The organism is Vibrio aquaticus, from assembly GCF_003970385.1.
In the GTDB taxonomy this organism is placed as follows: Bacteria; Pseudomonadota; Gammaproteobacteria; order Enterobacterales; family Vibrionaceae; genus Vibrio; species Vibrio aquaticus.
Genome location: NZ_RXZH01000001.1, coordinates 285,275 through 308,456, shown reverse-complemented (window position 1 = coordinate 308,456; position 23,182 = coordinate 285,275). Strand labels below are relative to the sequence as shown.

Sequence of the window (23,182 nt, the reverse complement as noted above, 5' to 3'; positions counted from 1 at the left end):
GGCTTTTTTGATCCCGCTTTAAGAGGAAAACTGCTCCGTAATGTAATCAATAAACCCACGCAGTCTTGCAGGCATGTACTTAGTTTGAGGGTATTGCATCGCAATTGCGCCGTGGTAATTACTTTTAATCGTCCAATCTTCTAATACTGGTACTACTTGGTTTTGTTCAATGGCATCAGCGATAACAAAGTCATGGAAAATACCAATCCCTAAGCCATTTTTAACGCCATTCAATCGCATTTGCGAGTGGTTAACGGCGTAGCGACCAGTGACAGGTACTGAGTGGTATTCATCTTCTTTAAAGAAGTCCCAGATATGGTCACTGTCATTTTCAGCTAAGTATAAACAGTCGTGACCCTCAAGCTGAGTAGGGTGAGTCGGCATGCCTCGTTTGGCAATGTAATCTGGGCTTGCACACAACACTAGGTTGGTTTTGCTCACTTCTCTAAGTACTAAATTTTCATCGGGTTTGTCTGTCAGTTTAAAGGCGATATCAATGCCGTCACGAATCAGGTCAATCTCCCCATCTGCAACACGCAGTTTGAGCTGTATCTCTGGATACTTTTGCAAGAACGGGACAACGTGTGGCTGTAATACTGAGTTTAAAAAGGCTTCTGGGGCAGCAACTGTCAATGCTCCTGACATTTCTTGGTGGGCTGTGGTTGAAAGCTCGACAGCCTGTTTGGCTGCATTGACCATCACCATTGCTTGATCGTAAACCTGTTGACCAGCTCGAGTGATGATCAGTTTGCGGGTTGTACGTTCAAACAGTTTGACTGATAAGGAAGACTCTAAACGTGTGACGAGCTTACTCAAAGCAGATGGCGTGACGTTGAGTTGCTTAGCTGCTGCAGTAAAGCTTCCCTCATCGACGATCAAAATAAAGCTTGCTAGATCAGGCAGTAGCGCGATTAACTTGGTGTTTTTCATAACTGTTGTTTTATTGAAATATTTGTTAATAACAAGTTTATGGGACTAAGATCTCATTATATGAGTGTGGTGTACTGTATGTTTTGTTCTGTCAGCCGCAATCAACGAAGGAGCCCTTATGCAGCAAGCGACAATGTTACTCGATTTATGGTCTATGCTTGAACACATTCTGTATGCCGCACTGGGTGTATTTGCGTTCTCCGCTGTGACACTGATGGTCGATACAAACAATTCAAGCCACTAATACTATGAAGTTAAAAAGTTAAGCGGTGGCTCAGATCCTGTTGCCACCAAATTTGATACAGCAATCCTGCCTCCGACAAAATACGTTCTCTATTCTTTTACTATTTCATCCAACCAACGGTCATTCTACTGAGCTAATCGATAAAGATATGTGATATTGGTCATTAAATGTCATTATTTGTGCCTGTGAGTCATGAATGTTTTTCCGAGAGCGAGGATTATGGATTTGGTGCGCTTGAATTACACTTACGCCATCGTATAAATGCCTTCAGGTCTACACTGAAAACCATGTAGGCAAGTCGCCGGCAAATAATAACTAGGAAGGAATTTGAAATGTCTTCTGCATTCTACCAACAGATCCAAAACCAAATTGAAGAAGTAAAGTCTGAAGGTCTTTACAAATCAGAGCGTGTGATTACGTCTCAGCAGCAAGCGGCTGTAAAAATTTCAACAGGCGAAGAAGTACTGAACTTCTGTGCGAACAACTACCTTGGCCTAGCTAACCACCCAGAGCTTATTGAAGCGGGTAAAGCAGGTATGGATGAGCACGGCTTTGGTATGGCGTCTGTACGCTTTATCTGTGGTACTCAAGACATCCACAAAGAGCTAGAAGACAAGCTTTCAACATTCCTTGGTAAAGAAGACACGATTCTTTACACCTCATGTTTTGATGCAAACGCGGGCCTATTTGAAACAATCTTAGGTAAAGAAGATGCAATCATCTCTGACGCGCTAAACCACGCTTCAATCATTGATGGTGTTCGTCTTTGTAAAGCGATGCGCTTCCGTTATGCAAACAACAACATGGAAGAGCTAGAGCAGCAACTTATCGCAGCGAAAGAAGCAGGTGCTCGCCACATTCTTATCGTAACTGACGGTGTGTTCTCAATGGACGGTGTGGTTGCAAACCTTCCTGCTATCTGTGATTTAGCTGATAAGTACGGCGCATTGACTATGGTTGATGACTCGCACGCGGTTGGCTTTATGGGTAAAACTGGCGCTGGTACGCACGAGTTCCACAATGTTGTAGACCGTATCGACATCATCACAGGTACGCTAGGTAAAGCAATGGGCGGCGCATCAGGCGGTTACACGTCTGGTAAGAAAGAAGTGATCGACTGGCTACGTCAGCGTTCTCGCCCATACCTATTCTCTAACTCTGTTGCTCCTGCGATCGTTAACGCTTCAATCCGCGTTCTAGATCTTCTTAAAGAGAGCGGTGAGCTTCGTGATCGTCTATGGGAAAACTCTGCTCATTTCCGCACTCGTATGGAAGGTGCAGGTTTCACAATGGGCGGCGCAGACCACGCAATCATCCCAATCATGCTTGGTGATGCCAAAGTAGCCGCTGAGTTTGCTGAGCGCGCACTTGAGAAAGGCATCTATGTAGTAGGCTTCTCGTTCCCAGTTGTACCAAAAGGTCAAGCGCGTATCCGTACGCAGATGTCTGCTGCGCATTCACGTGAGCAACTAGACCGTGCTATCGATGCGTTCATCGCTGTTGGTAAAGACATGGGCATCATTTAATTTTCGCAATAGACGAAAACAGATAACACAGAATTTTTGATTCTCGCCCGAACGGTGGGCGAGATGAATTAGGTAACAATATGAAAATCAAAGCACTTTCGAAGCTAAAGCCTGAAGAAGGCATCTGGATGACTGAGGTTGAGAAACCGGAAGTTGGCCACAACGATCTTCTTATCAAGATCAAGAAAACCGCGATCTGTGGTACTGATGTACACATCTACAACTGGGACGAATGGTCACAAAAGACGATTCCAGTACCTATGGTTGTAGGTCACGAATACGTGGGTGAAGTGGTTGGTATGGGCCAAGAAGTTCGCGGTTTTGAGATTGGTGACCGCGTATCTGGTGAAGGTCACATCACTTGTGGTCACTGTCGTAACTGCCGTGGCGGCCGTACTCACCTTTGTCGTAACACAACAGGTGTTGGCGTAAACCGCACGGGTGCGTTCTCTGAGTATCTTGTTATCCCTGCGTTCAATGCGTTTAAGATCCCAGCAGAAATCTCTGACGATCTAGCGTCTATCTTTGACCCGTTTGGTAACGCTGTACACACAGCGCTTTCTTTCGACCTAGTAGGTGAAGACGTGCTAATCACAGGCGCTGGCCCAATCGGTATCATGGCGGCGGCTGTCGCTAAACACGTTGGCGCTCGTCACGTAGTCATCACAGACGTAAACGAATACCGTCTAGAGCTTGCTAAGAAGATGGGTGTTACACGAGCTGTAAACGTAATGGAAGAGAAGCTAGAAGACGTCATGTCTGATCTCGGCATGACAGAAGGCTTCGATGTCGGTCTTGAAATGTCAGGCGTACCTTCAGCGTTCAACAGCATGCTAACTAACATGAACCACGGCGGTAAGATCTCTCTACTCGGTATTCCGCCATCAGACATGGCGGTAGACTGGAACCAAGTAATCTTTAAAGGTTTGGTTATCAAAGGCATCTACGGCCGTGAGATGTTTGAGACGTGGTATAAGATGGCTAGCTTGATTCAATCAGGTCTAGATCTAACGCCAATTATCACTCACCACTTCAAGGTTGATGACTTCCAAAAAGGCTTCGACACCATGCGTGGCGGGATGTCAGGCAAAGTTATCCTTGATTGGGAATAGGGTTCGATTAGGTGAAGTAGAGCCTTCTTTACTCTATACCTAGAGACACCAATAAACTAAAAATGCCGCCTCGGCTTAAATCGAGGCGGTATTTCTTTTGTATTAAAGATCAAGTACGGGATCGTGCTGTTTGATTAATTAAGTCCACTATATTGCCGATAGAACGAAAATTAAAATCTCCATTTAGACTGGATTTCAGGAGCGCACCTCTTTTTCCCCCGTGATGTGTATTATAGAGATACTGACTAATCCCAAGCCATTGTTGGCAAATTTTGTGAGAAAGTGTCTGACGGTACTTGTTAGGCAATTTCGTTTCTAGGTATTCCTGATAATCACTCGCCCAATCTTGGGTAAGCTTGTCTACACATTGCAGTCCCCCTTTGGTAAGCGAACACAGCACCACATCCAGCTCTTGCTTCACCCCAATACTGGGGAATTTAACCCAAGTCTCATTCCACCATCCTATCTTTTTTTGCTCTGGGTAAGCTGGCTCTTGAGCTTTTGATTGGTAGAGATAATAGAGGTTGGTTTGCCCTTGCTTCACCGGTTCTGAGAACGCAAAAATAGAACTGCCGCGGATAAAGCTTTCATGTTCCAAAAGAAGGTCAGTCGGTTTGGAGGTAGGTAGCAAGTCATTCAGCAATTGGAAGTGAGTGTGAGCAGCTATCACTGGGCGAACCAAGGTTCCTTCATTGGAGTGTGCTTGACGCTGTAGGGTGTAGCCAAGGTTATCGAACTTATTGCGTGCAAAGATCTTATCGTAGGTCCACTGCACGTGTTCAAACATATCAGAACCAGGGAACTGTGGCTCAATATAGTCGAGTACATAAGGGCTTGAGGTCTCAGCATGGCCTTGCAATAGGTTGTCAGTCACCAGAATCTTAAATCCAAACTCGGCATCAACGGTGTGCAGTTGCCATGTAGTTAAGCATGCTTTTTGTTTCCCGGATCGAACGTCTAACCGACTGCTATAAGATTGCAATGAGAGTTTTGGCTGGGAGTTAAAGTAGGTTTGAAGCAATAGTCGATTAGCAAGGCGAATCAGGGCCTCTAGTTTGCTTAATCGTTGATAGAAAATTTTACTGTTGAGACCGGCTTGTCGATGCACCGCCTCCACGCTTTTACTATCAATGATCAAATCTAATAAAGGCTGAAGTTGTTCGCTGAGCTTGCCTTCATTGAGGAGCGAATAGACCGAACCACATCCTTCACATTGGCACCTTGACGTTCCGGCTTTGGTTCTACCGAAGCGGCGTGAAGGCGTGCGCTGATTGCACTTTATACAATGAGGTAACGCAAGAGGTGTTTGGGTACGAATGGCGTGTTCGATAAATTGATTGATCGCACTATCGTCCAGTACTGGGGTGAATGCCCCGCACTCGGGGCATTGGTAAGAGTCAAAGCCAAGTTGATCGGTTTTGCGATAGAGAGACAAATCAGGGTTAGCTAGATTAGGGCAACCAAAGGATTTACACCCATTAAACGCGGTTTTCATATCGCATAATGTTAGCCTAAATACTAACCCTCATTGTTAGTGCCGCAGTAATTAATTGCGGCTTACATCTACCTGACGACCAAGAGCAGGAACCTTGATGGCCTTATTCTTTTCGAAGCCTTTAATCAGAACCTGCGTTACCGACTCGCCTTTTGATAACGTCTCACCTTTGTTGAATACGGTGTAGCCGTCACCGCCACTTGCCGCGTATGAATACGTTGCTACCGTGTATTTTTGCGCATCTTTCACTGGTTTGCCATTAATAGATAGGCTGATCAGGCGATCTTGTTCAGCTTTTGTGCTGTCGTAGGTTGCCTTAATGCCAGAGAACTGTGCCAACCCGTATGGCAAGGTGTAGCTGTACTCTAGAAGCTCTTTGATGTTCTCACCCGTTAGTTCAACCACCGTCAGTTTGTCTGTGAACGGGAACAGGTTCATCACATTTTCACGCGTTACTGAGCCTTGGTTTAGGTCAACACGGATACTGCCTGAGCTCATCATCGCGATGTCTGAGTTTGCGGCTTCACGCATTAGGTCTGCCACTAGGTTACCGATGTTTGATTCACGGTAGTAACGACGCGATGCTGCATGATCAATCGTTGCCAGTTCTTCAGCAAGCTGTGGGTTGTCCGTACGAACTTTTTGGATCATCTGGTATGTTTTTTCATCACGCTTAAGCTTTGATGACTCAACAGGGATAAGCTTACCACCTAGGAATTCTACGTTATGCTTTTCCGTATCCACTTTGAACTTAGTGTAACCAAGGTGCATGCCCTGACCAAAGGTAAGGCCAACAACTGTGCCTGTCTCTGGGTGAACCACTGGCTCTACAAGGCCGTTGTCTGAGTGACCGCCGAAGATCACATCCACACCTTTTAGCTTGCCTGCCATCTCGTAGTCTTCTTCAAAGCCGCGCTGAACTTCAGGATCCGCTTCCTTGTCTGTCTGCATTGGAGCGGTTTTGTTTTGGTGAGTAAGAACCACGATCATATCGACATCTTCACGGATTTTATCAGCCCAGTATTGTGCAGTTTCGATAGGGTCTTTGATTGTAAGACCCTTACGGTTACCTTTCCACATGGTGTTGTAGAAGGCATCAATCCCCATGACACCTACCACACCAACGCGAACGCCATCACGTTCTAGAATGGTGTAAGGCTGTGCCATCATGGTATCTGAAGCTTCGTGGAAAATGTTTGCGTTCAAGACAGGGAAGTTTGCACGCGGCATTGTCTCTACTAGTGATTTCCAGCCGTATTCAAATTCGTGGTTACCAAGTGTGATAACGTCGTAACCCATCGAGTTGTATAGCTCGAACGGTAGCTTACCTTTGGTCTTTTTAGACAGCGCACCCGTGTAGATATCACCCGCATCCATAAGGAAGCTAGTGCCTTCTGTGGCACGTGTTTCTTTAATTAGAGTCGCTAAGTAAGGGATACCACCGATCATATCGATATCTTCATTCCAGAATGCTTCTACTGGGTCATACACACTCTCAATATCGTTAGTGTGGAGTAGAGTAACCTCTTTGATTTCAGCCCATGCAGGAAGACTAGCGGTCACGCCAGCCAGTGCCATAGTCAGGAATAGTGGTTTAAGTTTCGCAGCTTTCATTTTGTTCTCGATGTAGTGACGTAAACGATTGCGCAATGGTAGAAGGTGGGAGGACTGTTAAATGTGACATGAATCACAGTATTCCATTCCGGTTAGGTTGATAAGTTTATTATTTACCATTTGAGTTGATACGACACCAATTTGACAAAGTATCTACAGGGTAAATAGCTTCAAGACTGGAAATGAACGATGAAACACATCAACACTAATGACCAGTACATTACCGATGTTTTGGTCCCCCAAAGTGGCGAAGAAACTTGGTTGGAAAAATAATGGCGGCGATAATCAGTTTGAGTCAGGACACCTGTATCAAATCTGCAAATAACAGATAATTTAATCCACATTTATAATTCTCGGCATTTTTTGTTTGGGTGCACGATAGATGTTACGGCACAATAAATGAGTTAGTCGTAGCGTAGCCAACTCTCGTTGGGATTAAGTAGCGAAATCAAAAATGGAGTTTGAATGCTGGGTTTAGTTCGATTTGTATTGGTTGCAAATATCATAGTGGTCTCTATTGTTGTTGGTCTAGAGATGTCTATAGGCTTCTTTGGGCTTAAGTTCCTATCGGACTATGCATTTTTCGTCGTGATGTTCTTATGGGGAACGGCAGCCCTATTTTTCATGTATCCGCCTCTAGGTGGGCTTGGGCAATCTGATGACAAGGTCGATAGGGTGACAGATTCAATGGTTGACCGCACCATCGTGGACGAAATTGATAATGTCCGATTTTCAGAAAATACCGTTTTTTGTCTCAAGTTGTTCATCGCGGGTGTGCCAGCATTTATGATTTGCCTTCTTACCAGCATCGTCTCATAACAGGTGCCAAGAATGATTCACAACATTTGAAGTCATTCGCACTGTAACTTGCCGAATCTATATTTGGATTGTTTTGATACGAAAGTGGCGCGAGCTTACGCAAGGACAGCGATTGACCTAGTAAAATAAGCTCAGCAGCGAGTTCAAACAGATTTTAGACGAACCATTTTTACTTTTTAGCGCTGAATATTGTTTAATCATGGAGGATTAATTGTGGAAATCTGGAAACTCTTACTCTTTATTCCTGCGTGTTTTGCGCTAAACATGACTCCAGGTCCAAACAACCTGTTGTCGATGAACAATGCTCGTTGCTACGGTTTCAAGTCTGCCTTTATCGCTGGCCTCGGTCGAATTGCAGCATTTTCTGTGATGATTACTTTGGCTGCTTCAGGTTTAGCGGTTGTTCTCTACGCCTCCGAGGCACTGTTTCTAACCATCAAAGTTGCAGGTGCAGCATACTTGTTATGGATTGCGTTGAATCTGTGGCGTTCTGAGGCAAGCCCAATAACCGAGATGGAAAATACTCACAATCGATTGGGGCTAGCTAAACAAGAGTTCTTATTAGCGGCTGGTAACCCAAAAGCGATCCTAATCTTCACCGCATTTCTACCACAGTTCGTTGATGTTTCGACTCGCGTAAATGATCAGTTTTTCATCTTAGGGTTGACGTTCCTCATATTAGAACTGGGGGCAATATCGATTTATGCCATATTCGGAATATATCTAAGGCAGTGGTTCACGAAGCCGAAAATGGCAAAGTACTTCAACAGAGCTTGTGCAACCTTTCTATCGATGTCCGCTTCAAGTTTGCTAATAAGTCGTCAGCAATAAAATGCTAGGCGTTTGTGATGTAGAGGAATGCCTTTTATTCAACATGAACATGGAGGTTAAACGTTTTGGGTAAGCAGTTTTCAGAGTTATCAGATAAACATATCGAGTTCATCGAAAAGCAAAATATCTACTTTGTCGCTACAGCAGCAGAGAATGGCAGAGTGAATTTGTCACCCAAAGGTGGGGACTCCTTGAGGGTGAACAACGCTAAGCAAATCGCTTGGATGAACCTCACCGGAAGTGGTAATGAGTCGGCGTCACACGTCATTAAGAACCCACGAATGACGGTTATGTTTTGTGCATTTGAGGGTTCACCGCTAATCCTTCGAGCGTATGGCCATACAACAGTATTACACCCTAAAGATAAAAATTGGAATCACTTTGCACCACTATTTCCAGAAAGCGTAGCAGCAAGACAGATCTTTGTCCTCGATGTCGATCTGGTCCAATCTTCCTGTGGGATGTCAGTTCCTTACTTCACGTATGAAGGCGACCGCGATGATTTAGCGAACTGGTCTGCAAAACAAGGTAAAGAGGGAATGGAAAAATACTGGCTCAAAAAGAACCAAAAGAGTATTGATGGCTTCGAAACTGAAATCGCAAAAAGAATGGGTCTAGACGAATAAACCATTCGAGTTTGACCATTTTAATCGTTGTATTTTAAGTCAGGGGAAGATTTTCACTTAGGAGAAGTTAAGATTTGCTCGATTACTTGAAAACTACACCCTGATAAACAATCTGGCAATTACATTGATTGCGTGAAAAATAGCCAGATTACTAGGTTGTTATATTCATTTCTCTAAGTGTCTATCAGTCAGCGATTATTTTTGTTTTGTATACTGTGATGTGGATATTTAGATATATCTAATGCCTCAAAGGAATATCTTTAATTGCGACTAAATTATTGATATTGAGTGAATTGTAGATATGGCTCGCATAGTGGTTAATCAAAATTTAACCAATCCTTCGTGGCTTTTCTTAATACTGGAACTTTTTCAATCTTATTTATGAGATCTGTGTTGGTTGCTCATATTTACCTGTTTTTTTTTGTCGTTAAAAAATTCAGAATACAGCTCTTAGTCATTTGGTATGAATATCTGGTTTTCTAAATTTTTGTTGCGGGCAATAGCCCTGAAGAAAATCAGGTCATTTAACTTATTTAGCGGTGATAAACCAATATGGGATATGGAAATCCAATTAAGCACCATGGGGAAGAATCGGTGCTTATATATCGAGTTGTCGATATTTTTATTATTTGTTCTCTTCTATTTGTTACGACTTTTTCTTATGTTGGCACTTTCCCTGCTCTTTATCAGTTAATCTTATGTGTGGTTGTTATCGCCTACTTTTTTGCAGCTGAAATTTCTGGTGTTTATCATACTCACAAGCACACTTCGTTGAAACAGGTACTCCTTACGGTACTTGCTTCGTGGTTTATATGTATTGCCTTATCGTTAGTTTTGGGGTTTTTCTTCAAGATTTCAGAGTCTTACTCACGAGTTGTTCTCGGTGTATGGTTTGCGATTACTCCATTTGTTCTGATTAGCTGGCGCTGGTGTGCGTTTGTGCTTCCCAAGCGCTTACGCCCTAAAGATTGCTATAAAGATAAGTCCATTATTATTGGCGCGACACCAGCAGGTATTATCTTGGCGCAAGAACTCCGCAATAGTAAACATATTAATGAAAATCTATTGGGTTTCTACGATGATAGGACGCCGGAAAGAATAGAGAAAACCATGGGAGCAAGTGAACTTCCGCTTAATATGAAAGGAAATATTGATGATGCGCTACTTTTGGCTCAACATCATAGCGTTAAAAATGTCTATGTCGCTCTCCCAATGGAAGCTGCCAAACGCATCAAACAGATATTAAATGCATTTTCAAACTCTAATGCTCATGTTCATGTAGTACCCGATTTCTTTACCTTTGACTTAATGCATTCGCGTTGGAAAAATATCGGTAATATGATGACGTTGAGTGTCCATGATACGCCTTTCCGTGGTTTTACATCGATGATAAAACGATTTGAAGACGTTTTACTTTCTCTTGTAATTATCGCTTTAATTAGTCCGGTTCTGTTGGTTGTCGCCATTGGAGTGAAGCTGTCTTCACCTGGACCAGTCATATTTAAACAAGATCGTTATGGCTTAGATGGTCGACCAATTAAGGTCTGGAAGTTTCGTTCGATGAGCGCTACCGATAATGGCTCAGTTGTTAAGCAAGCAACAAAAAATGATCCGCGCATTACTAAGTTTGGAGCATTTATTCGAAGAACATCACTCGATGAATTACCACAGTTTTTCAATGTGCTTACTGGTCAAATGTCGATTGTAGGGCCCAGACCTCACGCTGTCGCACATAACGAAGAATACCGAGGCCTAATTGACAAATATATGTTGAGGCACCAAGTAAAACCAGGAATTACGGGTTGGGCCCAGATTAATGGATATCGCGGAGAAACAGACACGATTGATAAAATGGAAAAGCGTGTCGAGTATGATCTCACATATATCCAAAACTGGACCTTATGGCTAGATATTAAAATCGTATACCTAACAATTTTTAAAGGCTTTACAGGCAAAACAGCCTATTAAAGGATGAATATGAAAACGTCGATTAAATCAATTTCGGCAATGATTTTTGTAGCGTTATCAATGAATGTAAATGCTATGAAAGAAGGAAATGGCTACGTCACTGACTCAGGGCTCAAAATCCTACCAATCCTAGATTCTCGCTTAGAGCACAATGATAACATTGGTCGTTATTCTGACGCAGAGTCACCTGAGTCATCAACGGTTTTGGTTATTGAACCAGGGATAGCGCTTCAGTCTGATAGAGGTGGTAACCAATACCAAGTCGCGTATCAACTAGCGGCCGGATCGTATTTTGACAGCAGCGATGACAACTATGTGGATCATAGATTTACGACGAATAACAAGGTTACTCTAAATACCAGAAATGCGTTGAGAATCAATTACGCATTTCTATATTTGCATGAAGAACGTGGCTCTGGAATCTTAGCAGGTGATGGCTTGTCAACGATTGCCAACGAACCTGTTGAATATGTTATTCACAACGCTAGCCTAACTCATATCTTTGGCTCTCAAGAAGCTATGGGGCGTATTGAAACGGGCCTGCGCATTGAAGACAAGAAATACAAGAACTATCGAAATATCGAGAATCCTCAATATAGTTTGATAAGCACTAAGTATAAGGATTATACCGAGTTTGGGGGGAATGGGGCGTTTTACTACAGAGCTTTTCCAACGACAAGTTTACTGTTTGAAGTTGACATATCAGAGAGATCTTACGATCTGAATGATCCGGTCACGAGCAACTCACAAGATAGCCTAAATGTTTTTTACCTGACTGGAGCGACTTGGGACATTACGGGTAAAACAACCGGTAAACTTCGTTTTGGTCTACAAGACAAATCATATGATGACAGTACTAAGAAGGACTTTACTGGTTTCAGCTGGGACTTAGAACTCGAATGGAAACCGTTATCTTACTCTACTGTTACTGTGGCCGCAGCACAACGAGCAAGAGACCCGGAGCAGGGGTCTAATTACGTTGATGAAACAAGCTTTGACGGAAATTGGAAACACTATTGGTTGAATCACCTGTATACAAATGCCTCTCTTCAGTTCGTTCTTGATGATTATTCAGAGTCTACGAGAACAGATGATCTCTACAGAGTAGGTTTGTATTTCGGGTACGAACTTCGTGATTACGTTGAACTGAGTGCAGGATGGCGATTTGAAGATAATGAATCATCGATTGACGGAAATAGTTACGATCAAAACGTGTGGTATTTGTCTGCCGACATGTTGTTTTAGGTAAGGAATGACGGATGTTTAACTGTCTGAGAGTGATCGCTCTTTTATTAATTAGTGTTCCAGTGAACGCACAATCTTTTGATGATACATACAGAATTGGAGCTGGCGACAAGATTCAGGTTTCTGTCTATGGCGAACCAGATCTGTCAATTGACGAACTGTATATCAGTAATAGTGGTAACTTCGAATACCCGTATTTAGGGCAACTTAATGCACTGAATAAAACGCCAGAAAGGCTAAAAAAAGAAATCATTAATGGCTTAAAAGGCGATTACCTTATTTCCCCTAAAGTAAGGGTTAGTGTTGTGGGCTTCCGTAGTATCTACGTAAATGGCGAGGTCAAAAAACCTGGTGGCTATGAGTACCAACCTGGTCTCACTGTCGATAAAGCGATTGCTTTGGCTGGTGGATTTACCGATAGAGCGGCGAGAGAGAAAGTTTTTATCACGCAGTCAGGCTCTGACGACTTGAAAAACAAAGTCAAGCTTTCTAAGAAAGTAATGCCCGGTGATATTATTGTCATTGAGCAAAGCTTTTTCTAATTGAATCCTAGTATTTTTGGATGTTCGAAATGTCAAACTTTTCTACACACTCAAACCCAGAACAAGAACAACTCATTGATTTAGGGTATTACCTCCATCTGATCAAAAAGCGTTGGATAGCCATAGCCGTATTCACGGCTTTAACAACTGCGATATCGATTCTAGTGGCATTGTCCATTACACCGGTATATCGAGCGACAGCAACTTTACTAATTGAGTCATCGCAAAAAAATGCCATTTCTATTGAAGAAGTGGTTGGGATTGACACACGCGCTGCTGAATACTACCTAACACAATTTGAGATCCTAAAATCAAATCAAGTTGCCAAACGTGTAATAGACAAGCTGCAATTGACTCGCGTTGAAGAGTTCAACCCATCCTTAATAACTAAGGAGCCAGGCGTGTTAGATAGCCTGAAACTTCAGGTAAAATCGTATCCGTTGATACAGCCATACTTCTTAGAACATCAAGAGGTGGACGAATTAGCCATTGAAAAATCGTTGAACAGAGCAGTGTTGAAAAATTTCAAATCGAAATTGACAGTGTCGCCCATTCGCAAAACTCAATTAGTCAATATTTCCTTTGAGTCTGAAGACCCAGAGTTAGCTGCAACGATTGCGAATGCAATTGGACAAGCGTTCATTGAAAACAACATGGAGTCGAAAATTTTGGCCACCGAACAGGCAACTGGTTGGATTAACTTAAGGCTTGCAGAGCTAAAACAAAAATTAGATAACTCTGAAGAAGCACTGCTTAGCTTCTTACAACAACAAGAACTAATTGACGATAGTGGTATTTCTGCTTTAACAAGCTCAGAACTTTCGAATCTTACACTTCGTATCTCTAAAGCCGCAGAGAAACGTATCGAAACCCAAGCACTCTACAATGCGTTACAAATAAACTCTGACACTACGACATTGGCATCTATGTCCCTTGTCTCTAATCACCCTCAGGTCAGAGATATTCGTCTTGCAGAATCAAATGCTGAAAAACAAGTTAGTGAGTTAGCAAAGCGTTATGGTCCAAAGCACGACAAAATGATTCAAGCTCAAGCGCAGCTCTTAGCGATTCAAAAACGTGCCAATACAATCGTTCAAAAAATCACCAATGGTATAGAAAAGGAGCTAGTTAGTGCCAAGCAGCAAGAACAGTTACTTAAGGCTGAACTCCTAAACAAAAAAGATGAGTATCAAGCTTTGAGTGTGGTCAAGCGGGAATACGATGCTCTAAAAAGAGAAGTAGATACAAATGCTAAGCTTTATGACCTATTCTTGAACCGTCAAAAAGAGACATCTGCGACAAGTGACTTTACCTCAGCAAACGCTAGGTTTAGCGATTACGCGATGGAACCTGAGTCACCAAGTAAGCCAAATAGGAAGCTAATTGTTGTACTTGCATTAGTAGCTAGTGCAGGTTTTGCAGTTGTTCTGGTGATAGTTATCGATGCTCTAAATAACACATTCGAATCAGCAAGGGATTTTGAAAACAAACTTGGTTTGCTTCCTTCTGGAACCCTGCCGCTTGTTAAAGATCGCCGATACAAAAAGGCACCAATTGACGCAAAGACTTTTAACGATGAGAAGTTCAGAATTTATCAAGAGTCTATCGACTCAGTTAGAACATCTTTGAATATCAGTTTGTTCAATAAAGATCGCAAACTGATTGCTGTTTCGTCGGCTGTTTCGGGTGAAGGGAAAACGACAACGGCTTTAAATCTGGCTTACTCATTTGCCAAGTTAGAAAGAGTGCTTCTGATTGATTGTGACTTACGAAAACCATCAATATCAGAGCGTTTCGGTTTTCCACCAAATAGGCCTGGTTTAACCAATGTTTTGTTGATGAATATCCCTTTAGAAGAATGCATTACGAGTTTAGAGGGGACAACGTTGGACATTTTAGGTGCGGGCATGCTAGCACCTAACTCTCAAGAGTTATTGAGCAGTAAGTTATTTGAAAGTTTAGTGGAGAAACTGGCTATGAAATACGACCGCATTGTTTTTGATACCCCTCCAGTTCTACCAGTTAAAGATGCTTTTATTGTTGGGAAATTAACCCAGGGTATTTTACTCGTGCTCAAAGCAAATAGCACCAGCAAATCAGTATATAAACACACCATGACATTGTTTACTAAACATGAAATATTGATTGACGGTGTTGTTCTTAATCAGGTGGCAACAGCTAGAATAGGTGCGCACACATATAACGAGTACGCAGGGTACCAAAATAATTAGATGAAGTTAATTTTAGAGAAAATTAAAGCAAACGAAATTAGCGTTAACTTTTTTTGGATGAGCTTTGATAAATTCATAACGATGTTATCGGGTTTTGCGATTAGTGTCCTGACTGCTAGGCACATTGGGCCTGAGAATACCGGAATAATTCAGTATTGCATTTCTATCGGTTTGCTGCTTATCCCTCTGAGCCAGCTAGGGATTACTAACTTGGTATTTGATAGAGCTAGTAGCAATGCTGTTTCTGCCCGAATGCTAATTTTTCTTACTAGAAAATTAAGATCCGTAATATTTATCTTATTGTCTCTAGTCGTTATTATTATCCATCACGATGAAGGTATTGTATTTATTGCGATCTTGAGCTTAATTCTTATCTCTACTTTCTTTACCTGTATGGACACACTAGTAAATTATTATGATTCGACATTATCCTCCAAAGTTAACATGAAAGCCACATCAGTAGGAACACTTATGTCCCAGTCTTTCAGGTTAGTTTTGAATTTTGTCACGTCAAATCCGATACTGTTCGCTATACCTTACGTAATTAATACCTACATCCCATACAGAATAAGGGTTGCTAGTTTACGAAAAGAAATCGGGGCCAAAGCATACAGAAGTTCAAAAGAAAAACGTTACAATAAGTATCTCCTCATTAACGGCTTACCATTAGCTATTTCATCGTTCTCGGTGGTAGTATATTCAAAAATAAATTCGATAATGGTTGGTAGCACGATGAATATTGAGAATGTAGGCTACTTCAATATTGCACATTCATTGAGTACTATTTGGTTGTTTATCCCTTTGTCATTAGTAACTTCAATTCTGGCAAAGGCATTCTCATACAACAGTAAATCTAAGAAGATAAAACTGATTAAGATGTCATACTTACTAACTTTGTCTATTGGCATACCGCTCTATTTGATTGTGCATATTTTTTCTGACGAAATTGTCTTTTACACTTATGGTGTTCAATTTACTCCTTCAGCAGATATAATATCGGTGCTTTTCATTTCAACAATTTTCTCAGTAATAGGCACTGTTTCGAACAGAACCATTGTGAACTTTAAAGGTTACAAGTTCTTGCTCGGAAAAAGTGTGTTTATGGGAATACTTAGCGTACCACTTTCTTATATTTTAGTTAAAGAGTTTGGTCTATACGGGGCGGCTTATTCTCTGCTCATAATTGAAGTTATCTCTTCAACATTTCTAAACTATTTCTTTAAGCCTATAAATATAGCACGTGTACAACTTACTTGTTTCATTAATCTGAAAGACGAATATGCTTAAAACAGTGTTACTAAAATTCCCATCTGTATATAAACTGATTTTTTCTTTAGAGAAGGTTTTATTTAGAGTAAAATATATAATTAAAAGCCCAAAGTCGCTAAGGATACGTAAGTATAATGAAGTACATGGATACTATCCGAACCTTATCGAACCAAGAAGTTTTAGTGAATTAATCCAAGTTCGATCTCTTGATCTTGCACCTAACATATATTCCGAATTAACTGACAAATATAAAGTTAGAGATTGGGTTTTAAATAGAATAGGCGAAGAATACTTGGTTCCTCTATATGATGTATTCAAAAAACCTGAGGATATTGATTTCGAGGCACTTCCGAAGGAATTTGTTCTTAAATGCAACCATGATTCCCGGAGTGCTATAGTATGTAAAAATAGAGACGTGCTAGATAAAAGTGATATTTTATTCAAAATAACAAGATCATTTATTCGCAACTACTATCATCATTCTTTAGAGGCACACTATAGACATATTAAACCTGTTATACTTTGCGAGAAGTTACTATCTGACTCATCAGGGCAGTTAATTGATTACAAGTTTCATGTTTTTCATAAAAAAATCGAGTTAATACAAGTTGATGTTGATAGAAGTAATGGTATCAAAAGAAATGTATATGATGAAGACTGGAACTCCACTGATATAAGTTTAAACGGTGTGTCTAAAGGGCAATATTTTGAAAGGCCATCTAACTTTGAATTAATGAAATCAATTGCGATCAATCTATCTGATGATTTTGACTACGTGCGAGTAGATTTGTATAACGTAGATGGAAAGATTTATTTTGGTGAAATGACATTTACTCCTGGAAGTGGCTTGTCACTTATAGAACCTATAAGTGAAAATGAAAGGTTAGGACGACTCTGGAAGCAAGGAAGATCTGATGAAAAATGACAGGTACCCGCTAGTTACAGTATACATCACAACTTATAATAGAAAGGCATTACTTAAACGTGCTGTTGAATCTGTTTTAAATCAGACTTATGAGAAAATTGAAATCATAATTGCAGATGATGGTTCGAGTGATGGTACACATCAATACCTTAAAGAAATGTCAAGCTTAGGTGTATTTAAGACTACTGTTAATAATAGTGGAACTAGTAAAGGAGCTTGCTTTGGTAGAAATAATGCAATAAAACTCGCTAAAGGAGAGTTTATTACAGGTCTCGACGACGACGACTATTTTGAGCCATGGCGTATAGAAAAGTTCGTTGAACTTTGGCTTAAATTAAATTCTAATGATCAAATTAATGAAGTTGCTGGGTTATTTGATAGTGTGGTCGAGCTAAGAGAAGATGGGAACTATAAGTATTATGAGTCAACTTCTGTCGATCACGCGACTTTAAGAGCCTCGAACAAAATTGGAAACCAAGTGTTTACTAAAAAAGAGTACTTTTTGGGGATTAACGGTTTCGATGAGAAGATGCCAGCATTACAAGACTGGGATACCTGGATCCGTCTATCTAAAAAGTACGGAAGTTTCATTAATTGTAATACGCAGTCTTATATAATTGATCAAGTGCATGGTGAAGTCCGAATATCTGAGAAAAAGTCAAAAAAAATAAGGGATGCATTTGCGAGACTTTCCAGTAAACTAAAACCCATGTCTTATAATGAGAAAATTTCGCACCTAGATGCTATGTATAGTTACAAACAGCTGAATGCATATTTCCCAGACATTGTGACGCTACTCCTCTTTGGAAAAGCTAGAAGGGTAGCACAAGTGTTAAAGAGGAAGTTGGTAGGTGCGTAGCTCTACTCTTTATATATTTTCACCTTTACTGTTCTTCATGCTCTACTTTAGAGCATCTATGGATCCTATCTTAAATTTGACTAAGGTTGGTGGAATCGGATTTGGGGCATTACTCAACCTTTTAGTAGTTGTTTACTTTATGTTTGTTTGTTTGAAGAATAAGTTTGTTATACCAAAGTCATTTTTCTATGTTTGGGGAGCATTCATATTAATAGGGCTTTTTTCAATTTTTCAATCACCTGATAAGGTTACTTCTCTTAGATCATTTTTTGCCGTGTTGACATATTTTTCTATATTCAATATGTCGTACTACTTCTGCAGAACAAAAAAAGATGTAAGCTTTTTAGTCATGTTCATTGTACTTTCAGCAGTTGTTCCATTTGGTTTTAGCATCTTTGAAATTATTTTCCCAGACGGCAGTACGTCAAGGAATGGCTTTCGATTATCTGGAAGCTTTTCTCATCCTAATATTTATGCATTCTATCTTGTATTGGTTTCGAGTCTATGCTTCTTTAGCCTTAACCAAAGAGTATTAACTTTTCCTCCTAGGTTTATTCAGTTCGCTAAAGTAATCCTGCTACTATCATTGGTTTGTCTAGTTCTTACCAAGACTCGAAGTGCTTGGCTTGGGTTCATAGTGGTTATCGCTGTTTACGGAATGATTTATAATCGCAGGTATCTCCTTTATCTAACTGTATTTGGATTAATTGTCTTGGCGATACCATCGGTTCAAGAGAGAGTATTGGAGATCTTTTCTGGTAATTCAGTAGATGAGCTGACTTTAGGAGAGTCGTTAAACTCCTATGCATGGCGAAAAGTAGTTTGGACCGCATCTTGGGACTTTATTCTACAGAAACCTTTATTTGGTCACGGCTACGACACATTTTCATATTATTTTTTGGATTTCTTTCCTTTAGAAGAGAATAAAGGTTTTGATGCGCATAATACCTATGTGCAGATAGCTTTTGATATGGGCTTTCTAGGGGCACTATCTTATTTGTTAATTTTCCCCGTCATTTTTTATAGAGTTTTTGTTATTTATAGCCTCGATCGCTCTGGCGGTGCTGTCATTATTGGCTTAATGGTATCCTACTTAGTGGTAGGGTATTCAGATAATATGCTTTTTTACTTGTCCTATAATTGGTATTTTTGGCTTGTTTTAGGAGCATTTTTTTACGCTTCAAGGCATTATAAGGTTCAAAGAGAAAATGAGTAACTGGAAAAGTGATCTAAAAGTTTATGGTGGGTACAGGTCTTTTCTTAGAGAGCAATCAATAATTTGTGTAGCGCTCTATCGATTGGGAAGAAAAATTGAAAGAACTAGGCCTGAATCGTTGAAGAAATTAATTAGAATTCCTTACCTAATATTATTTCGTTTATTTGAAACTATTTTGGGAATTAGTCTGCCTGAAAAAGCGAAGATTGGCGGAGGTCTAAGAATATGGCATTTTGGTGGTATATTTATTAACGAAGGTGCAATTATTGGCGAAAACTGCACATTGAGGCAGGGAGTAACGATTGGTAGTAAAATTGCGGACGGACCTTCGCCAATAATTGGTGATAATGTGGATGTTGGTGCTAATTCCATGATCATTGGGGATATCAAAATAGGAAATAATGTGACGGTTGGAGCCATGACATTAGTACTTAAAGATGTTCCAGATAATGCGATCGTTAAGGGTGTACCCGGAGTTATCACGTTAAAGCAGTGATTTGTGAATTGTTACAGGTCAATATAAAGAATCAGGAGCTCGCAAGTTTCATTTTGTGAAAATCAAGGCAGATATGAAAATAACCTATTTTATTAATCAGTACCCGCATGTTAGTCATACATTTATTCGTCGTGAAATATTAGAACTAGAAGATCAAGGTTTCGATATTCAGCGAGTTGCATTGCGCGGGTGGGATTCCAATGTAGTCGATGAAACAGACAAGTCCGAGCGAGCTAAGACGCTCTACGTCTTACAATCGGGCTTAAAGGCGTTATTGCCTGTATTTTTTCGCCAGTTGATAAAACAACCCGGCAGAGTTTTTTTAGCTATCAAACTTGCCGCTCAGATGACGTATATGTCCGAAAGGAACTTTGCTTATCATCTTATCTACCTATTTGAAGCTTGCCAATTAGCGGAATTTTGTGCGCAGCATGAAAGTGAGCATGTGCATGCTCACTTTGGCACTAACTCTACCGAAGTAGTAATGTTGGCAAAACTATTATCAGGTATCGAGTATAGCTTTACCGTTCATGGCCCAGAAGAGTTTGACAAGCCACTAAGCTTACACTTAAGAGAAAAAGTTAACCTGTCAAAATTCGTTGCAGCAATCAGTAGCTTTGGTCGTTCACAATTATACCGTTGGACGGATCTTGAAGACTGGAATAAGGTCAAGATTGTTCATTGTGGTTTGGACGATAGCTTTTTACAAGGTCAGCCTGAACCAAAGTTAAACTCTGAAACAAAACAGCTTTTATGCATTGGGCGTCTGTGTGAGCAAAAAGGCCAGCTTCTGTTATTGCGGTCTGTGAAAGCTGCACTTGATGAAGGAGCTAATGTAAAATTGGTGCTTGCAGGTGACGGTGATATGAGACCTGATGTCGAAACCTATATAAGACAGCATCACTTAGAAGATAGGGTGACTATCACTGGTTGGATAAGCTCCGACAAAGTGAAGCAACTCCTGCTTGACTCTGATGCCATGATTCTACCAAGTTTCGCAGAAGGACTTCCCGTCGCTATTATGGAGGCGATGGCAATAGGCCGACCTGTGATAACGACTTATATTGCCGGGATCCCTGAGCTTCTGAGTAATCGAGAGAATGCATTGTTGTTTCCTGCCGGTGATATCAATGCCACAAAAAATGCAATTGTTGACTTTACCCAACTCACTGATAATGAGTTAAACCAAATGGTTCGAAAAGCCTATGATGCAGTCGAAGCGAAACATAATATTAAGACAGAAGCATCTAAATTAGCATCATTTATCAGAGGTGAAATTTGATGGATTGGTTTAACGATATATTAACCACGTTAGTATTCGTCATGGTGTTTTTGCCTTCTTTGTTTCTTTTTTTAGAGTTAACCTTTGGCTTAATACACTCAAATGTAAGGCGTGAGGAAGGAGAAGTTAAACCTTACCGAATAATTATTCCTGCTCACAACGAAGCTGAGATAATAAAGCCTACGTTAGCTAAACTTAAAGCTGAACTTGGCTGCTTATCGCATGTAGTAGTTATTGCCGACAATTGCACAGATGATACTGCTGATTTAGCAAGGGAGCAGGGAGCGTTTGTTGTTGAGCGGCATCATGCCACTTTAAAAGGTAAGGGATATGCTCTAGATGCGGGTATTCAAGCTGTATCAGATAGTGCCCCTGACACAGTTGTCGTGTTTGACGCTGATTGCGAATTTACTGAGGGTAGCTGTAAACAACTAATTTTAAAAAGCCAGAGGACAGACAGTGTTGTACAGTCACTTTATTTAATGAAGGCACCTATTCAGGCTCCGGTCAAAACTAGGATTGCTGAGTTTGCGTGGCTTGTGAAAAACCTAGTTCGACCTTTGGGATTATCAAAGTTCGGTATTAATTGCCAGTTGCAGGGCTCTGGAATGGCTTTCCCATGGCGGGTTTTTGAGAAAGTATCTTTCGCTTCGGGAAGTATTGTTGAAGATTTAGAGTTGGGCATAAAGCTGAACAACTTAGACGAAAATATTACTTTTGATGTTTCGAGTCAGGTTATTAGCTTTTTTCCCAGCTCCGGGCAAGGTAGCGAAACTCAACGAATGCGATGGGAGCATGGTCATATGGCTTCGATCGCTATCTTACCTAGTGCAATGCTGAGCGCGCTTAAACGTGGACGCTTAAAAAGCTGTTTTACTGCTTTAGATGCCATGATTCCGCCTACAGTGCTGTGGCTCATGCTTGTGGTTTTTACTAACCTGGTCACTGCATGTCTTTCTATCTTTCTCGAAATTGACTCATTCCTTGTTGCAGTTCTTTCTCTGACTCTTATCTTGTTGGGTTTGGCCTTAGCTTGGTTACGCTACGGTTTATCTATAATCACTCCCCAAGATATCGCGAGTGTTATTGTTTACATTTTTAGTAAGTTCGATATTTACAAAAAGTTCTTAGGCAATAGACAAAAAGATTGGGTAAGAACAGATCGGGGGAATAAGTCATGAGTACTACAATACTCTCTAAAGTGAATTACTTAGAGGATAGAGAAGTGGAAGCTTTTATCGATGGCTTAATTGCCACGAATGAGGTTATTAGTCTCGGTTTTATTAACCAGCACGGATACAATTTAACGGTTCAAAATGGTGACGTGTATAAGCATTTCATAGCTCTAGATTACTTATTGCGTGACGGTATTGGGATTGAATTAGCTTGTAAACTAAAAGGTTTAGATGCCAAAGCTAACCTTAACGGAACAGACTTGATCCCAAAAATTGCCTCTAAAGCGCTAGTTGCCAACAGAGATACTAGTTTTTTTGTGTACGGTACGGAGGAACCTTGGTTATCTAAGGGGTCTAAAGCCTTGTTCAAATCTCATTCTGTCCAAACACTTGATGGTTTCCATTCTGTTAAGTCCTATCAAGCTCATTTCAAAGAACATCACAATACAAATGCCTTGAATTTGGTTGTACTAGCGATGGGCATGCCCAAGCAAGAAGAAGTAGCGAGTTTGCTAAAGCAAACCAGCCAAGGACCTCTATTAGTTATTTGTGGCGGGGCAATTATCGATTTTCAGGGAGGCAAGACAGAAAGAGCGCCTAAAGTGTGGAGAAAGCTTAATCTTGAGTGGCTGTATCGATTGATTAAGGAACCTCGTAGAATGTTTCAACGCTACGTCATCGGTATTCCTAAGTTTTTATACTATGTGTTAATAGATAGGTGAAAAGTATGATACTGGCGAAATTAGTGAAAGATACTCATATAATAACTTACATTCG

The 23,182-nt window shown here is 40.8% G+C and carries 21 protein-coding genes; 18 read left to right on the top strand and 3 right to left on the bottom strand.

Annotated features, from left to right (window positions below):
• Nucleotides 1-18 precede the first annotated feature (18 nt).
• The gene (locus EJ063_RS01275) at nucleotides 19-930 is read right to left on the bottom strand and encodes a LysR family transcriptional regulator (RefSeq protein WP_126572198.1); all 912 of its coding nucleotides are present in this window, start codon (nucleotides 928-930) and stop codon (nucleotides 19-21) included.
• A 118-nt stretch (nucleotides 931-1,048) separates the two neighbouring features.
• On the opposite strand from EJ063_RS01275, the gene EJ063_RS21305 reads away from it, so the two are divergent.
• The 3 genes from EJ063_RS21305 to tdh all read left to right on the top strand — a co-directional run bounded on the left by EJ063_RS21305 (nucleotide 1,049) and on the right by tdh (nucleotide 3,812).
• On the top strand, nucleotides 1,049-1,174 hold the full coding sequence (locus EJ063_RS21305; RefSeq protein WP_279630358.1) for a hypothetical protein: 126 nt from the start codon (nucleotides 1,049-1,051) through the stop codon (nucleotides 1,172-1,174).
• 332 nt (nucleotides 1,175-1,506) lie between these two features.
• Complete coding sequence (locus EJ063_RS01270) at nucleotides 1,507-2,700, top strand: glycine C-acetyltransferase (RefSeq protein WP_126572197.1); 1,194 nt, start codon at nucleotides 1,507-1,509, stop codon at nucleotides 2,698-2,700.
• A gap of 80 nt (nucleotides 2,701-2,780) precedes the next feature.
• Nucleotides 2,781-3,812, top strand: coding sequence for an L-threonine 3-dehydrogenase (tdh, locus tag EJ063_RS01265; RefSeq protein ID WP_126572196.1), 1,032 nt, complete (start codon nucleotides 2,781-2,783; stop codon nucleotides 3,810-3,812).
• 109 nt (nucleotides 3,813-3,921) lie between these two features.
• On the opposite strand, the gene EJ063_RS01260 is transcribed toward tdh, so the two are convergent.
• Nucleotides 3,922-5,307, bottom strand: a complete 1,386-nt coding sequence (locus EJ063_RS01260) for a hypothetical protein (RefSeq protein ID WP_126572195.1) — start codon at nucleotides 5,305-5,307, stop codon at nucleotides 3,922-3,924.
• A 51-nt stretch (nucleotides 5,308-5,358) separates the two neighbouring features.
• The gene (locus EJ063_RS01255; protein WP_126572194.1) at nucleotides 5,359-6,921 is read right to left on the bottom strand and encodes a bifunctional metallophosphatase/5'-nucleotidase; all 1,563 of its coding nucleotides are present in this window, start codon (nucleotides 6,919-6,921) and stop codon (nucleotides 5,359-5,361) included.
• 465 nt (nucleotides 6,922-7,386) lie between these two features.
• Between EJ063_RS01255 and EJ063_RS01250 the strand changes: the two genes are divergently transcribed.
• The 15 genes from EJ063_RS01250 (at nucleotide 7,387) to EJ063_RS01180 (ending at nucleotide 23,127) form a co-directional block, all read left to right on the top strand.
• A complete protein-coding gene (locus EJ063_RS01250; protein WP_126572193.1) occupies nucleotides 7,387-7,740 on the top strand; it encodes a hypothetical protein in 354 nt (117 codons plus the stop codon).
• A 213-nt stretch (nucleotides 7,741-7,953) separates the two neighbouring features.
• Nucleotides 7,954-8,571: a LysE family translocator gene (locus EJ063_RS01245; RefSeq protein WP_126572192.1), complete on the top strand. Its 618-nt coding sequence runs from the start codon at nucleotides 7,954-7,956 to the stop codon at nucleotides 8,569-8,571.
• A 65-nt stretch (nucleotides 8,572-8,636) separates the two neighbouring features.
• The gene (locus EJ063_RS01240; RefSeq protein WP_126572191.1) at nucleotides 8,637-9,197 is read left to right on the top strand and encodes a pyridoxamine 5'-phosphate oxidase family protein; all 561 of its coding nucleotides are present in this window, start codon (nucleotides 8,637-8,639) and stop codon (nucleotides 9,195-9,197) included.
• A 552-nt stretch (nucleotides 9,198-9,749) separates the two neighbouring features.
• Entirely contained in the window at nucleotides 9,750-11,165 is a 1,416-nt protein-coding gene (locus EJ063_RS01235) for an undecaprenyl-phosphate glucose phosphotransferase (RefSeq protein WP_126572190.1), read from the top strand.
• A 9-nt stretch (nucleotides 11,166-11,174) separates the two neighbouring features.
• Entirely contained in the window at nucleotides 11,175-12,410 is a 1,236-nt protein-coding gene (locus tag EJ063_RS01230; protein WP_126572189.1) for an outer membrane beta-barrel protein, read from the top strand.
• A 14-nt stretch (nucleotides 12,411-12,424) separates the two neighbouring features.
• The gene (locus tag EJ063_RS01225) at nucleotides 12,425-12,952 is read left to right on the top strand and encodes a polysaccharide biosynthesis/export family protein (RefSeq protein WP_126572188.1); all 528 of its coding nucleotides are present in this window, start codon (nucleotides 12,425-12,427) and stop codon (nucleotides 12,950-12,952) included.
• Nucleotides 12,953-12,981: 29 nt separating this feature from the next.
• Nucleotides 12,982-15,183 (top strand): GumC family protein, encoded by a 2,202-nt coding sequence (locus EJ063_RS01220; protein WP_126572187.1) that lies wholly within the window; start codon nucleotides 12,982-12,984, stop codon nucleotides 15,181-15,183.
• Nucleotides 15,184-16,470 carry an oligosaccharide flippase family protein gene (locus EJ063_RS01215; protein WP_126572186.1) on the top strand — a complete coding sequence of 429 codons (1,287 nt, stop codon included), beginning with the start codon at nucleotides 15,184-15,186 and terminating at the stop codon, nucleotides 16,468-16,470.
• Nucleotides 16,463-17,377: an ATP-grasp fold amidoligase family protein gene (locus tag EJ063_RS01210; RefSeq protein ID WP_126572185.1), complete on the top strand. Its 915-nt coding sequence runs from the start codon at nucleotides 16,463-16,465 to the stop codon at nucleotides 17,375-17,377. The genes EJ063_RS01215 and EJ063_RS01210 overlap by 8 nt, the downstream gene beginning before the upstream one ends.
• Nucleotides 17,367-18,236 carry a glycosyltransferase gene (locus EJ063_RS01205; RefSeq protein ID WP_126572184.1) on the top strand — a complete coding sequence of 290 codons (870 nt, stop codon included), beginning with the start codon at nucleotides 17,367-17,369 and terminating at the stop codon, nucleotides 18,234-18,236. The genes EJ063_RS01210 and EJ063_RS01205 overlap by 11 nt, the downstream gene beginning before the upstream one ends.
• Nucleotides 18,237-18,294: 58 nt before the next feature.
• The gene (locus EJ063_RS01200) at nucleotides 18,295-19,452 is read left to right on the top strand and encodes an O-antigen ligase family protein (RefSeq protein ID WP_158675982.1); all 1,158 of its coding nucleotides are present in this window, start codon (nucleotides 18,295-18,297) and stop codon (nucleotides 19,450-19,452) included.
• Nucleotides 19,445-19,948: a serine acetyltransferase gene (locus EJ063_RS01195; protein WP_126572182.1), complete on the top strand. Its 504-nt coding sequence runs from the start codon at nucleotides 19,445-19,447 to the stop codon at nucleotides 19,946-19,948. The genes EJ063_RS01200 and EJ063_RS01195 overlap by 8 nt, the downstream gene beginning before the upstream one ends.
• 55 nt (nucleotides 19,949-20,003) lie before the next feature.
• Nucleotides 20,004-21,230: a glycosyltransferase family 4 protein gene (locus EJ063_RS01190; protein WP_208640331.1), complete on the top strand. Its 1,227-nt coding sequence runs from the start codon at nucleotides 20,004-20,006 to the stop codon at nucleotides 21,228-21,230.
• Nucleotides 21,230-22,411, top strand: a complete 1,182-nt coding sequence (locus tag EJ063_RS01185; RefSeq protein ID WP_126572181.1) for a glycosyltransferase family 2 protein — start codon at nucleotides 21,230-21,232, stop codon at nucleotides 22,409-22,411. Before EJ063_RS01190 ends, EJ063_RS01185 begins: the two co-directional genes overlap by 1 nt.
• Nucleotides 22,408-23,127 (top strand): WecB/TagA/CpsF family glycosyltransferase, encoded by a 720-nt coding sequence (locus EJ063_RS01180; RefSeq protein ID WP_126572180.1) that lies wholly within the window; start codon nucleotides 22,408-22,410, stop codon nucleotides 23,125-23,127. The genes EJ063_RS01185 and EJ063_RS01180 overlap by 4 nt, the downstream gene beginning before the upstream one ends.
• Nucleotides 23,128-23,182 lie beyond the last annotated feature (55 nt).

Coding starts and splice junctions, on each gene's coding strand:
- EJ063_RS01275 (WP_126572198.1), bottom strand. CDS start 930: ATGAAAAACACCAAGTTAATCGCGCTACTGCCTGATCTAGCAAGCTTT.
- EJ063_RS21305 (WP_279630358.1), top strand. CDS start 1,049: ATGCAGCAAGCGACAATGTTACTCGATTTATGGTCTATGCTTGAACAC.
- EJ063_RS01270 (WP_126572197.1), top strand. CDS start 1,507: ATGTCTTCTGCATTCTACCAACAGATCCAAAACCAAATTGAAGAAGTA.
- tdh (WP_126572196.1), top strand. CDS start 2,781: ATGAAAATCAAAGCACTTTCGAAGCTAAAGCCTGAAGAAGGCATCTGG.
- EJ063_RS01260 (WP_126572195.1), bottom strand. CDS start 5,307: ATGAAAACCGCGTTTAATGGGTGTAAATCCTTTGGTTGCCCTAATCTA.
- EJ063_RS01255 (WP_126572194.1), bottom strand. CDS start 6,921: ATGAAAGCTGCGAAACTTAAACCACTATTCCTGACTATGGCACTGGCT.
- EJ063_RS01250 (WP_126572193.1), top strand. CDS start 7,387: ATGCTGGGTTTAGTTCGATTTGTATTGGTTGCAAATATCATAGTGGTC.
- EJ063_RS01235 (WP_126572190.1), top strand. CDS start 9,750: ATGGGATATGGAAATCCAATTAAGCACCATGGGGAAGAATCGGTGCTT.
- EJ063_RS01230 (WP_126572189.1), top strand. CDS start 11,175: ATGAAAACGTCGATTAAATCAATTTCGGCAATGATTTTTGTAGCGTTA.
- EJ063_RS01225 (WP_126572188.1), top strand. CDS start 12,425: ATGTTTAACTGTCTGAGAGTGATCGCTCTTTTATTAATTAGTGTTCCA.
- EJ063_RS01220 (WP_126572187.1), top strand. CDS start 12,982: ATGTCAAACTTTTCTACACACTCAAACCCAGAACAAGAACAACTCATT.
- EJ063_RS01215 (WP_126572186.1), top strand. CDS start 15,184: ATGAAGTTAATTTTAGAGAAAATTAAAGCAAACGAAATTAGCGTTAAC.
- EJ063_RS01210 (WP_126572185.1), top strand. CDS start 16,463: ATGCTTAAAACAGTGTTACTAAAATTCCCATCTGTATATAAACTGATT.
- EJ063_RS01205 (WP_126572184.1), top strand. CDS start 17,367: ATGAAAAATGACAGGTACCCGCTAGTTACAGTATACATCACAACTTAT.
- EJ063_RS01200 (WP_158675982.1), top strand. CDS start 18,295: ATGGATCCTATCTTAAATTTGACTAAGGTTGGTGGAATCGGATTTGGG.
- EJ063_RS01195 (WP_126572182.1), top strand. CDS start 19,445: ATGAGTAACTGGAAAAGTGATCTAAAAGTTTATGGTGGGTACAGGTCT.
- EJ063_RS01185 (WP_126572181.1), top strand. CDS start 21,230: ATGGATTGGTTTAACGATATATTAACCACGTTAGTATTCGTCATGGTG.
- EJ063_RS01180 (WP_126572180.1), top strand. CDS start 22,408: ATGAGTACTACAATACTCTCTAAAGTGAATTACTTAGAGGATAGAGAA.